At 64.4% G+C, this 11,877-nt stretch carries 10 protein-coding genes and 1 tRNA gene; 8 read left to right on the forward strand and 3 right to left on the reverse strand.

Features of this window, described 5'->3' with window-relative positions; all coding sequences use genetic code 11:
• Positions 1 to 246 precede the first annotated feature (246 nt).
• The 7 genes from metG to lpxK all read left to right on the forward strand — a co-directional run bounded on the left by metG (position 247) and on the right by lpxK (position 8,359).
• Positions 247 to 1,965, forward strand: a complete 1,719-nt coding sequence (gene metG, locus ACFFUC_RS07675; RefSeq protein ID WP_377685040.1) for a methionine--tRNA ligase — start codon at positions 247 to 249, stop codon at positions 1,963 to 1,965.
• Between the two features lie 319 nt (positions 1,966 to 2,284).
• Positions 2,285 to 4,366: a TonB-dependent receptor domain-containing protein gene (locus tag ACFFUC_RS07680; RefSeq protein WP_377685042.1), complete on the forward strand. Its 2,082-nt coding sequence runs from the start codon at positions 2,285 to 2,287 to the stop codon at positions 4,364 to 4,366.
• A gap of 145 nt (positions 4,367 to 4,511) precedes the next feature.
• Entirely contained in the window at positions 4,512 to 5,432 is a 921-nt protein-coding gene (gene rocF / locus ACFFUC_RS07685; RefSeq protein ID WP_377685043.1) for an arginase, read from the forward strand.
• 98 nt (positions 5,433 to 5,530) lie between these two features.
• A tRNA-Leu gene (locus ACFFUC_RS07690) sits at positions 5,531 to 5,616 on the forward strand.
• Positions 5,617 to 5,875: 259 nt separating this feature from the next.
• Positions 5,876 to 6,124 (forward strand): DUF4170 domain-containing protein, encoded by a 249-nt coding sequence (locus tag ACFFUC_RS07695; protein WP_377685045.1) that lies wholly within the window; start codon positions 5,876 to 5,878, stop codon positions 6,122 to 6,124.
• A gap of 13 nt (positions 6,125 to 6,137) precedes the next feature.
• Complete coding sequence (locus ACFFUC_RS07700; RefSeq protein ID WP_377685047.1) at positions 6,138 to 7,370, forward strand: glycosyltransferase N-terminal domain-containing protein; 1,233 nt, start codon at positions 6,138 to 6,140, stop codon at positions 7,368 to 7,370.
• Positions 7,367 to 8,359: a tetraacyldisaccharide 4'-kinase gene (gene lpxK / locus ACFFUC_RS07705; RefSeq protein ID WP_377685049.1), complete on the forward strand. Its 993-nt coding sequence runs from the start codon at positions 7,367 to 7,369 to the stop codon at positions 8,357 to 8,359. The genes ACFFUC_RS07700 and lpxK overlap by 4 nt, the downstream gene beginning before the upstream one ends.
• 4 nt (positions 8,360 to 8,363) lie before the next feature.
• On the opposite strand, the gene ACFFUC_RS07710 is transcribed toward lpxK, so the two are convergent.
• From ACFFUC_RS07710 to ACFFUC_RS07720, 3 genes are read right to left on the reverse strand one after another with little or no spacing between them, the layout of a single operon-like run.
• The gene (locus tag ACFFUC_RS07710) at positions 8,364 to 9,476 is read right to left on the reverse strand and encodes a CaiB/BaiF CoA transferase family protein (protein WP_377685051.1); all 1,113 of its coding nucleotides are present in this window, start codon (positions 9,474 to 9,476) and stop codon (positions 8,364 to 8,366) included.
• Between the two features lie 2 nt (positions 9,477 to 9,478).
• Positions 9,479 to 10,168 (reverse strand): DsbA family protein, encoded by a 690-nt coding sequence (locus tag ACFFUC_RS07715; RefSeq protein WP_377685053.1) that lies wholly within the window; start codon positions 10,166 to 10,168, stop codon positions 9,479 to 9,481.
• The gene (locus tag ACFFUC_RS07720) at positions 10,165 to 10,713 is read right to left on the reverse strand and encodes a DUF721 domain-containing protein (protein WP_377685055.1); all 549 of its coding nucleotides are present in this window, start codon (positions 10,711 to 10,713) and stop codon (positions 10,165 to 10,167) included. The genes ACFFUC_RS07715 and ACFFUC_RS07720 overlap by 4 nt, the downstream gene beginning before the upstream one ends.
• A gap of 90 nt (positions 10,714 to 10,803) precedes the next feature.
• Here ACFFUC_RS07720 and mutY point away from each other — a divergent pair, with 90 nt between their 5' ends.
• Positions 10,804 to 11,874, forward strand: a complete 1,071-nt coding sequence (mutY, locus tag ACFFUC_RS07725; RefSeq protein ID WP_377685057.1) for an A/G-specific adenine glycosylase — start codon at positions 10,804 to 10,806, stop codon at positions 11,872 to 11,874.
• Positions 11,875 to 11,877: the final 3 nt, after the last annotated feature.

Raw genomic sequence — 11,877 nt, forward strand, 5'->3', positions numbered from 1 at the left:
ATCTTATATAATTGGCAATGAAAAGCGGACTTTGCGAAACCGTCACAAAACCATTACCTAGCTAATCACCTTTCCGGCGGGATCAACGCGCCGCGCCGCGTTTCAGGCGGCTCTGGCGCACATGTGTCAGTGCAGAAATGCACAACGCGAGAAGGATCCGCCCCGCGATCAACCCTGATCCTTCCAGACACTTTCAATTTTACCGCCGCAGCGATAAACCCGTTGCGTTATCCAAAGGACGCGTAAATGGCCCGGCATCTCATCACCTCGGCGATCCCCTATATCAACGGCATCAAGCATCTGGGCAATCTGGTCGGAAGCCAGCTGCCGGCGGATCTTTATGCCCGCTACAATCGGGGACGCGGCCACGAGGTCATGTTCATCTGCGCGACCGACGAGCACGGCACCCCTGCCGAGCTTGCCGCCAAGAAAGCGGGCCAGCCGGTCGCGGTTTTCTGCGCCGAGATGCACGAGGTCCAGGCCGACATCGCGCGCCGTTTCGGGCTGTCCTTCGACCATTTCGGCCGCTCCTCCAGCGAGCGCAACCACGTCCTGACCCAGCATTTCGCGGGTAAACTGGACGAGAACGGCCATATCCGCGAAGTCGAGGAAAAGCAGGTCTATTCGATCGACGACGGCCGCTTCCTGCCCGACCGCTATATCGAGGGCACCTGCCCCAACTGCGGCTATGACAAGGCGCGCGGCGATCAATGCGAAAACTGCACCAAGCAGCTTGACCCGACCGATCTGATCAATCCGCGCTCGGCGATCTCGGGCTCGACAAATCTGGAAGTGCGCGCGACCAAGCACCTTTATCTCAAGCAGCGCGCCATGCGCGACCAGATCGAGACCTGGATCGACAGCAAGGATGACTGGCCGATCCTGACGACCTCGATCGCGAAAAAGTGGCTCAACGACGGCGACGGGCTGCAGGATCGCGGCATCACCCGCGATCTCGACTGGGGCATTCCGGTCAAAAAGGGCGACCAGCCTTGGCCGGGGATGGAAGGCAAGGTCTTCTATGTCTGGTTCGACGCGCCGATCGAATATATCGCGGCCACCGCCGAGGGCACCGATGCCAAAGGCCAGCCCGACAGCGAATGGCGCCGCTGGTGGCGTCTGGACGAGGGCGCGGAAGACGTGACCTATACCCAGTTCATGGGCAAGGATAACGTCCCCTTCCACACCCTGTCCTTCCCCGCGACGATCATCGGCTCGAACGAGCCGTGGAAGCTGGTCGACTACATCAAATCCTTCAACTACCTGACCTATGACGGCGGCCAGTTCTCGACCAGCCAAGGCCGCGGCGTCTTTATGGATCAGGCCTTGTCGATCCTGCCCGCCGATTACTGGCGCTGGTGGCTTTTGTCCCACGCGCCCGAATCGGGCGACAGCGAGTTCACCTGGGACAATTTCCAGCAATCGGTGAACAAGGATCTCGCCGACGTTCTGGGCAATTTCGTCAGCCGCATCACGAAATTCTGCCGCTCGAAATTCGGCGAAGTCGTGCCCGAAGGCGGCGCATACGGCCCCGAGGAAGAGAAGCTCATCGCCGATCTGACCGCACGCGTGCGCGCCTATGAAGGCTTCATGGACCATACCGAGATCCGCAAGGCCTCGGCCGAGTTGCGTGCGATCTGGGTCTTGGGCAACGAATACCTGCAATCGGCAGCGCCGTGGTCGACCTTCAAGACCGACCCCGAAAAGGCCGCCGCGCAGGTGCGTCTGGGTCTGAACCTGATCCGCTTCTATGCGGTGCTTTCCGCGCCTTTCATCCCCTTCGCCTCGGATGCGATGCTGGAGGCGATGCAGTCCGACAACCGCGACTGGCCCGAGGATGTGCCCGCCGCACTGGCCGCGCTGGATGCAGGCCATGCCTTCACCACCCCCGAGGTGCTTTTCGCCAAGATCAGCGACGAGCAGCGCGAGGAATGGCAAGAGCGCTTCAAAGGGATTCGCGACTGACCCCTGCCCCTTTAGCGCGGCCGTAGAACCGCGCGAATTAGCGCTTGGCGCCCGAAGACCAAACCCGCCGCGATTGTCGCCGGCGGGTTTTTTCGTCGCTTCCACCGCAATCCTGTCCGACTTTCGTGCTGCATTTGCGGGATTTTCTGGCCAAATTCCCACATGCGACAATTTTACTCGGGTAATTTGACGTCACCATCTTGTCATTTCCGTCGAATCCCCCCTAAAGCCTTATCGATTCACTCAGGCAATCCGTTTTCTCTCTCGTGGCGGTGACACCCAGGCAGATCAAAGCCCCACCAACCTCCGGAGATGACCCGTGCCACACCAATTCCTGCCGTTGCAACGCCAGCCATTCGCCCGCCGCACCACCCGCGCCTTGCTGCTTGGACTGTCCGCGCTGAGCCTACCTGCTGTCGCCATCGCGCAGGATGCCGGCACTGCGCCGGTCCAGCTGGACACCGTCGTGATCACCGCAGGCGGCTTTGAGCAGACCGTCGAGGCGGCTCCCGCCAGCGTCACCGTGATTTCGGGCGAAGAGCTGGCCAAAGGCAATGTCACCAGCCTGTCGGATGCGCTGAAATCGGTGCAGGGCGTCGCCACCACCGGCATCGCCAACGAAGAAGACATCACCATTCGCGGCCTGCCCGGCCAGTACACGCTGATCCTCGTCGACGGCAAACGCCAAGGTACCCGCGAATCGCGCACCAACGGCGCTTCGGGCTTCGAGCAAAGCTACATGCCGCCGGTTTCCGCCATCGAGCGCATCGAAGTCGTGCGCGGCCCGATGTCCTCGCTTTACGGCTCGGATGCGATGGGCGGCGTCATCAACATCATCACCAAGCCGGTTTCCGACCAATGGTCCGGCTCGCTGACGCTGGAAGCCAAGACCCCGCAGGACGGCAAGTACAGCTCGGACCGCCAGGCCTCCTTCTATCTGAGCGGCCCGCTACTGGCCGACCAGCTCGGCCTGCAGGTCTGGGGTCGTCAGGAAAACCGCTCGGAAGCGCGGATCGAGGACGGTCTGCGCGACCGCGACCTCTCCAGCCTCGGCGGCCGCCTGACCTGGGCTCCGACCACCGACCATACCTTCTCGCTCGAAGGCAGCCGCACCACGATCGACGACACCGGCCGCGTCGGCCGCACGATCGCGCCGCTGGCCTCGAACGGCACGCCCAACAACGATTCCTTCCAGGACAACGAGCGCGGCTTTGCGGCGCTGTCCTATAACGGCACCTGGGGCACGACGACCGCCGATATCTCGTTCTCGCGCGAGACCGGCGAGCGCCAGCTGACGACCAGCGCGGCCAGCGCGATCACCAATGTGCGCAAGCCCAAGATCACCAACGACGTGCTCGACGTGAAGCTGAACACCCCGCTCGAATGGAACGGCGAGCACCGCCTGACCTATGGCGGGCAGTATTTCAAAGCCAAGCTGCGCGACATCAACCCCGGCGTCAGCGATTCGGTCATCGAGACCTTCTCGGCCTATCAATGGGCACTCTTTGCCGAAGACGAATGGCAGATCCGCGACGATTTCGCTTTGACGCTCGGCGCGCGCTACAACGATCACGAGGAATTCGGCAGCCATATCACGCCGCGCATCTACGGCGTCTGGAATGCGACCGATGCGCTGACGATCAAGGGCGGCGTCTCGACCGGCTATCGCGCGCCGGATCTGCGCTCGGTCGTGCCGGGCTATTACTACACCACCCAGCGCGGCGCGGGCGTCATCGTCTCGAACCCCGACCTCAAGCCCGAAGAGAGCACCAGCTACGAGCTGGCCGCTTTGTACAGCGGCAGCAACTACCAGCTGGGCGCGACGGTCTTCCGCACCGATTTCAAGAACAAGATCGAGAACTTCAACACCGGCACGCCGATCGACGTCAACGGCACCAGCTACAACCGTTGGGAATATTACAACGTCGGCGAGGCCCGCATTCAGGGTCTGGAGCTGACCGCAGAATGGGATGTCCGCGACGACCTGCTGCTGCGCGCCAATTACACGCTGACCGATTCCGAGCAGCGCACCGGCGATTACGAAGGCCTGCCGCTGTCGCGCACGCCCAAGCATATGGCCAATGTCCGCGCCGAATGGATGACGCCGGTCGAAGGTCTCGATAGCTGGGGCTCGGTCAACTACCACGGCAAAGAGATCAACTCGGGCGCCCGTATCGGCACCAACGGCAAACCCTACCGCTATGACGCGGACGGCAATGCGATCGCCTATGAATACTCGGGCTATGTCACGGTCGATCTGGGCGCGAATTACCGCGTGAACGACAATGCCACCGTCAGCGCCGCGATCTACAACGTTTTCGACAAGGAGCTCGCTCCGAGCGACGCCAATACCGTCGTCGAAGGCCGCGCCTTCTGGCTGGGTCTGACGACCTCGTTCTAAGTCGCGCGCATTGCGGACATCACATGACAACGGACGGGCTGCCCTTGGGTGGCCCGTTTGCATTGACGCGGAATTCATCCGCGCGACGGTGGACTTTTCCCCGCGGGAGCGCATCATCAAGGGGTTATCCCAACCGGAGAAACCCATGACACATTGCATCCTGATCGGCGCGCCCGTCGACGAAGGCCAACGCCGCGCCGGCTGCCTGATGGGGCCGATGGCCTACCGTGTCGCGGGGATCGCGCGCACCCTGACCGAGCTTGGCCATAGTGTCGAGGATCGCGGCGATGTCGTCCCGCCTCCGCCGCGCGGCGAAACCCACGCCAATCCGGCCGTCCACCACCTCCCCGAAGTGCTCGCCTGGACCGAAGCGCTGGCGGCCGCCGCGACCACCGCAATGGCCGACGGGATGCCGGTTTTCATGGGGGGCGACCATTCGCTGTCGCTGGGAACCGTCGCGGGGGTCACCGCCCATGCCAAAGCGGCGGGACGACCGCAATTCGTGATCTGGCTCGATGCCCATAGCGATTTCCACACCTTCGAGACCACGACGTCGGGCAATCTCCACGGCACACCCATGGCCTATGCCGCCGGTCGCGCGGGCTTTGCGCCGCTGCCGCCCTTTCCCGCGCCTGTCCCCGAGGCCAATATCTGCATGTTCGGCATCCGCTCGGTCGATCCCAAGGAATATGCCGCGCTGAAAAGCACCGATGTCATCGTCAACGACATGCGTGTGCTCGACGAGCGCGGGATCAGCGCCCCCCTGCGCGAATTCCTTGACCGCGTTCGGGCGGAGAACGGGATGTTGCATGTGAGCCTCGACGTGGATTTCCTTGATCCCGCCATCGCGCCTGCGGTCGGAACCACCGTTCCCGGAGGCGCAACCTTCCGCGAGGCGCATCTGGTGATGGAGCTTCTGCACGAGAGCCAGCTGGTGACCTCGCTCGATCTGGTCGAGCTGAACCCTTTCCTCGATGATCGCGGCAGAACCGCCAAGCTGATGGTCGATCTTTTGGGCAGCCTCATGGGCCGCAAGGTCTTTGACCGCCCGACGCGGAGTTATTGAGACGTCCCAGCGCAGCCGCCCCGCCCCTCGGCCAAAAGGGGCGAAGCGCTTGACTCTGCTTGCCTCCTGCCAAGCGGCAGGCTAGGAATTTCTCGGCTGCGGGCGTGGCGGAATGGTAGACGCATGGGACTTAAACTCCCTGGGGCGTAAGCCCGTGCGGGTTCAAGTCCCGCCGCCCGCACCATCTTGGCAAAACCGCGACAAACAACCGCAACCGCGCCCCGCCCGTCCTTTACCCGAGCCGCAACCAAATGGCCCCGGCTTTCGCCGAGGCCGCCTGTCCGGCGCCACCACGCCACCCGACAGGTATCCGATCCCGCCTTCAGCTAAGCGCGGATGACCCTGCGGCGCAAATCCGAACTGCGCGGCATTTTAGGCGATTGGGCTTGGTTCCCCCTGCCCCCTCGTTTAGGTTGCGCCGCATCGAGTCTAAGGAGTTTCGGATGGCACAACGTCTTCATCTGGTTTTCGGTGGCGAGCTTGTCGATCCCGCGCGGACCGAGTTCAAAGATGTCAAAAACATCCATGTTGTCGGCATCTTCCCCGATTACGCCTCGGCGCATGCCGCGTGGAAAGCCGAGGCGCAGCGCACCGTCGACAGCGCCCATACCCGCTATTTCATCGCCCATCTCCACCGCCTGCGCGACGAAGAGACCGAGGCGAGCATCACCGATGCGCTGACCAACAGCTGATCTGCGCGATTTCATGGCAGGTCTAGGCGGCAGCGCGGGCAATCTGGCACTCTGGCTGCATCTGCGGCGCAAGGACGGGCTTGTCGGCACGTCCCGCCCCGCAGTCGTCGCACCCGATGGCGAGGGCCCGCTTTTGCTGATCCACCTGCCGCCGGGCGAAGAGGACCCCGCCGCCCTGACCGCCGTCGTGGGCGCGCTTTTATCGACGCGCAAGGATCTGCGGCTGGTCTTCAGCGGCGGGAACCGCACCCCCTCGGCGCAGGGCGGCTCGCATTCGGTCAATCTGGCGGCGCTGGATAGTCCGGCTGCGGTCGAGGCGGCGCTCAAGGCCCTCGCCCCCAAAGCACTGCTGCTTTTCGGGGCCGACCTGCCCGCCGCCCTGATCACCGGCGCAGCCGATGCCGGCATCCCGATCCTGATGGCCGAAGCCCGCCTCGAGGGAAAGCTCGCGCGCGGGCTTTGGCGTGATACGATTACCCGCGGCCTTCTGGCACGCATCGACCGCATTCTCGTGCCCGACCTCCAGACCGAAGCCCTGCTGCGCAAGCTCGGCGCGGACGGGGGCAAGATCGAGATGATCGGCCCCGTGACCGACACACAGGCGCTTTTGCGCGGCAACGAGGCGGAACGTCAGGCCTTGGCGCAAGTCCTGAGCGGGCGCCATATCTGGTTTGCCGCCTCGCCGACCCTGCCCGAGGCTTTGGCCGCGATCGAGGCCCATCACGATCTTCTGCAATACAACCACCGCGCCTTGCTGATCCTTGCGGCCCCGCCCGAAGGCACTCTCGCCGAGATCCTCGCCTCCTGCGACGCGCACGGGCTCGCGCCGATCCTGCGTACCGACGACGATGATCCCCAGCCCGACGACCATGTCCTGATCGCCGAGGAGGACGACGAGATGGGCCTGTGGTACCGCCTCGCGTCCGTGACCTTCGTCGGCGGCACGCTGATCGGCGGCAATGCCTTTCCCGCGCGTCATCCCTTCGAGCCCGCAGCCCTCGGTTCGGCGATTATCCACGGCCCGATCCCCGGCCGCTATGATGCCGCCTGGGCACAGCTCGAAGGCGCCCATGCCGCGCGCAAGGTCGCGGATGTGCAAGGGCTCAAACAGGCGGTCTCGGATCTGGCTTCGGCCGAACAGGCGGCGATACTGGCGCAAAACGCATGGACCGTCAGCACCGGCGGCGCGGCCGTCGTGCGCCGGATCCTCTCGGACATCCTGACCGCGATGGAGGGAAAAGCATGAGCCTCCATGCCCCGCGCTTCTGGTTCGAGAAACCCGGCCCCCGCGCTCGGCTGCTGCAGCCGCTCGGCGCGCTTTACGCTGCGGCCACGGCGCGGCGTCTGGCCAAAGGCGCGCGCGAAAAGGTCGGCGTTCCGGTGATTTGTGTCGGCAACATCAATGCCGGCGGCACCGGCAAGACCCCGACCACGATCATGCTGATCCAGCTTTTGCAGGCGCGCGGCGTTGCGGTCCATGTCGTCTCGCGCGGCTATGGCGGCACCGAAAAAGGGCCGCTTCTGGTCGACGAGCGCAACCACAAAACCTCGGCGACCGGAGACGAGCCGCTGCTCATGGCGGCTTTCGCGCCGGTCTGGGTCTCGGACGACCGCGTTGCCGGGGCGAAGGCCGCAGCGGCTGCGGGGGCACAGGTGGTCCTGCTTGACGACGGATTTCAGGACCCCGCCCTCGCCCATGACATGTCCTTGGTCGTGGTCGATGCGGCGCGCGGCTTCGGCAACGGGCTATGCCTGCCCGCCGGCCCGCTGCGCGAGCCGGTTGCCGCCGGATTGAAGCGCGCCGATCTTCTGCTGACGATCGGCGATGCGGCCGCCCAAAGCCGGTTTGACGCCGATTGGGGCGCGAAAACCGCCACGACCCCGCGCATCAGCGGCGCGCTCAAGCCTTTGCAGATGGGTTTCGACTGGGAGGGCCACCGTGTGCTGGCCTTTGCGGGCATCGGCCATCCCGAAAAATTCTTTGCGACATTGCGCGATCTCGGAGCCGAGATCGTCCGTGCCGAGGCGCTCGAGGATCACCAGCCCTTCACCCGCGCCATGCTGACGCGGCTCGAGGCCGAATCGCGGCTGTCGGGGGCGCAATTGGTCACGACCGAAAAGGATGCCGTGCGGCTGCCGCGCAGTTTCCGCATGAAGGTCATGGCGCTGCCGGTCCGGCTGGAGCTGGACGACCCCGCCCCGCTTGCCGAGCGCCTCGCGGCGCTCGGGTTATAGCGCCCTAATCGTCCTGACCAAGACGCGGCGACGCGCGGTCGAGCGCAAGCTCGGCATCCGAAAAGCGGATCGGCAGGCGGACGCCCGGAATGCCCTCGGGCGTGATTTTCATGCCGCGCGCCACGATCTGGGGATCGGCGAATACATCCGCCATATCGTTGATCGGACCGGCAGGCACGCCCTCGGCCTCGAGCGCCGCAAGAAGACCGTCGCGCGTCCAAGTCCGCGTGACCGCGCTCAGCGTCACGGTCAACGCCTCGCGGTTGGCGATCCGGTCGGCATTGCTGCGGTAATCGGGCGCCTCGGCCAGCGCCGGCAGGCCCAGAACCGTGCAAAGCCTGCGATATTGACCGTCATTGCCGGTCGCGATGATGATCCAGCCGTCCGAGCAATCAAAAACCGCATAGGGCACGAGGTTGGGATGGGCATTCCCGAGCCGCTTGGGCGCAGTGCCGGTAGCAAGATAATTCATCGCCTGATTGGCCATGACGGCGGTGCCCACATCGAGAAGCGCCATATCGACCTGCTGGCCCCTGCCGGTCCGCTCGCGTTGCTGGAGCGCCGCGAGAATGCCTACGGTGGCATAGATGCCGGTAAAGATGTCGACCACGGCCACGCCGACTTTTTGCGGCTGGTGTTCGGGCTCGCCGGTCACGCTCATCAGGCCGGACATGCCCTGAATGATGAAATCATAGCCCGCGCGGTGCGCATAGGGGCCGTCCTGACCGAAACCCGTGATCGAACAATAGACCAGACGCGGGTTCAGCGCGCGAAGACTGGCGTAATCCAGCCCGTATTTTTCGAGACCGCCGAGCTTGAAATTCTCGATCACGACATCGGCATCCGCGATCAGAGCGCGGACCTTTTCCCGGCCCTCGGGGGTGCGGAAATCGGCGATGACGGATTTCTTGCCGCGGTTGGCGGCGTGGAAATAGGCCGCGCTTTCATCGCCGTCGCGTTTGATGAAAGGAGGGCCCCAACGCCGCGTATCGTCACCCTCGGGGGCTTCGACCTTGATCACCTCCGCGCCAAGATCGGCAAGAATCTGGCCGGACCAAGGTCCGGCCAAAATCCGCGCGAGCTCGACAACCTTCAGCCCATCGAGCGGTGTCGTCACGATCAGCCAGCCGCCGCGATCTTGTCGTCGAGGACTTTCTTCAGATCGTCCCACGGCTGGTTCTGGACCATCTCGCCGTTGATCATGAAGGTGGGAGTGCCTTCGATCTTGTCGTCGCCTGCATGTTTCTGGAAGGTCGCGACAAGATTGGCGACCTGCTGCTGGTCGGCCCAGCACGCATCCATCTGCTCGGTCGACATGCCGGCTTTCGCGCCGACTTTGCGCAGGTTGGCGGCGATCTCGTCACCCGATTGCGCGGCGAGCCAGGTCGTCTGGTCCGCAAACAGAATATCCGCGACCGCGTAATATTTGTCGTCGCCACCGCAACGCGCCAGAACGCCCGCCCAGAGGCCGACCGCGTCGAAATAGACGTCGCGCTGGATGAATTTGACCTTGCCGGTGTCGATATATTCCGCCTTCAGCTTGGCGAAGTTGTTGTTGTGGAAATCGCGGCAATGGCTGCAGGTGAAGCTCGCATATTCGACCATCGTGACCGGAGCGCTTTCCTGCCCCAGAACGATATCGTCAAGAACTTTGCCCTCGGGCATCTGGTCGGCCGCAGCCGCGGCTTCGGGTGCCGCGGTTTCCGCCTGTGCGGGAGCCGTGGCCTCTTGTGCGGAGGCCGGCACCAGCATCATCGCCGACATCGCCGCGGCGACAGCCGTCGCGAACAGGGAACGGGTGAGGGTCATTTATGAGCCTTTCGGTCGTTGTTGTCCCGACGGGACAGGTTATTGAGGGTCAGCTGGCGCATCGCCGCCGCCAAGGCAGGGTCGGTAAACCCCTTGGCAACCGCTTCGGCCTGATGAAGCTGTTCGGGAGTCGGAGGTTGCGCCGCAGCCTTGCGCGGCGCGGGCGCGAACTGCGCCTGCCCCTCCGCAAAGCCGGTCGGCGCGGTCTGGGTCAAAAGCACTTTGGAAACCGCATTGAACCCGTAGCAGGCATTCACCTTTTCGCGAATGCGCGGCAGATCCATCTCGACCAGCGGCGCATGGGCGCCCTGCACCAAAAGCGTCAGCGTCGCGCCGAAGCCGCGACCATGCGCGATCCGGACCGGACGCGTGCGGGCGGCGGTTTCGGGGCCGACCACCTCGGCCCAATTGGTCAGGAGGCGCGCAACGGCAAAGCCGCGGGTCTCGCCCACCGTGCGAACCCTTTGGGCAACCAGCGACGAGGCGACCTCGAAGCCGCGCATCCTGCGCCTTTGGGTCTTCTGCTGGTCTTTCGACTGCGCCATAGCTCGCGGCACCTTGTCCCGTCGCACCATTAAAATCCAATGCAGTCTGGACCGGACCGCTTCGGGATGCCAGATACCAGAGTCTGAAAATTGCGTGAAAGAACAGTGATCGCCCCGCTTCTTCTTGATTGGTACGACCGCCATGCGCGCGTTCTCCCTTGGCGAGTACCGCCGAAAGGGGGGACCGGCGACCCCTATCGCGTCTGGCTGTCCGAAGTCATGCTGCAACAAACCACTGTTGCGGCGGTGAAATCCTATTTCGAGCGCTTCACCAGTCTTTGGCCCAGTGTCGAGGATCTGGCCGCCGCACCCGACGAGGCGGTCATGGCGGAATGGGCGGGCCTCGGCTATTACGCGCGTGCCCGCAATCTGGTGGCCTGCGCCCGCGCGGTTGCCGAACGCGGCGCGTTTCCCGACACGCGCGAGGGGCTCGAGGCGCTGCCCGGCATCGGCGCCTATACATCGGCCGCGATTGCCGCGATCGCCTTCGACCGCTGCGAAACCGTGGTCGACGGCAATGTCGAGCGCGTGGTCTCGCGGCTCTTCGCGGTCGAAACCCCGATTCCGCGCGCCAAACCGCTGCTGCGCGAGCTGGCGGACCGGCTGACCCCGACCGAACGTCCGGGCGATTTCGCACAGGCAATGATGGATCTCGGGGCGACGATCTGCACGCCGCGCAACCCCGCCTGCGCGATCTGCCCGCTGATCGGCGAATGCGCGGCGCAAAAGCGCGGAATTGCGGCGGAGCTGCCCCGCAAAGAGCCGAAAAAGCCCAAACCCATGCGGCAGGGCATCGCTTGGGTCGGCTTCAGCAATGCCGGCGTCCTGCTCGAGCGGCGCGCCGAAAAGGGCCTGCTGGGCGGCACGCTGGCCTTCCCCTCGAGCGGCTGGGACGGCTCCGATCTGGCACCGCCCGCCGACGCGCCCTGGCGCGAGATCGGGACCGTGCGCCATGTTTTTACCCATTTCACGCTGGATCTGGTGGTGGCCACCGCGCCGCTTGCGCAAAAACCCGATCGCGGCAATCTTGTGGCTTTGGACGAATTCGATCCCAAAGCCCTGCCCGGCCTGATGCGCAAGGTCTGGGACATCGCCGCCCCGAAAGACCCATCCGCCCCGCCAGTCACGGCAAGCCGGGCCCGCACCAAAAAGCAGGGATAGACC

It is taken from the genome of Paracoccus cavernae (assembly GCF_042430175.1).
GTDB lineage: Bacteria > Pseudomonadota > Alphaproteobacteria > Rhodobacterales > Rhodobacteraceae > Paracoccus > Paracoccus cavernae.

Excerpts from the sequence above, each read along its gene's own strand:
- rocF (WP_377685043.1), top strand. The coding sequence starts at position 4,512 with ATGACACATTGCATCCTGATCGGCGCGCCCGTCGACGAAGGCCAACGC.
- ACFFUC_RS07720 (WP_377685055.1), bottom strand. The coding sequence starts at position 10,713 with ATGGCGCAGTCGAAAGACCAGCAGAAGACCCAAAGGCGCAGGATGCGC.
- metG (WP_377685040.1), top strand. The coding sequence starts at position 247 with ATGGCCCGGCATCTCATCACCTCGGCGATCCCCTATATCAACGGCATC.
- lpxK (WP_377685049.1), top strand. The coding sequence starts at position 7,367 with ATGAGCCTCCATGCCCCGCGCTTCTGGTTCGAGAAACCCGGCCCCCGC.
- ACFFUC_RS07695 (WP_377685045.1), top strand. The coding sequence starts at position 5,876 with ATGGCACAACGTCTTCATCTGGTTTTCGGTGGCGAGCTTGTCGATCCC.
- ACFFUC_RS07715 (WP_377685053.1), bottom strand. The coding sequence starts at position 10,168 with ATGACCCTCACCCGTTCCCTGTTCGCGACGGCTGTCGCCGCGGCGATG.
- ACFFUC_RS07700 (WP_377685047.1), top strand. The coding sequence starts at position 6,138 with ATGGCAGGTCTAGGCGGCAGCGCGGGCAATCTGGCACTCTGGCTGCAT.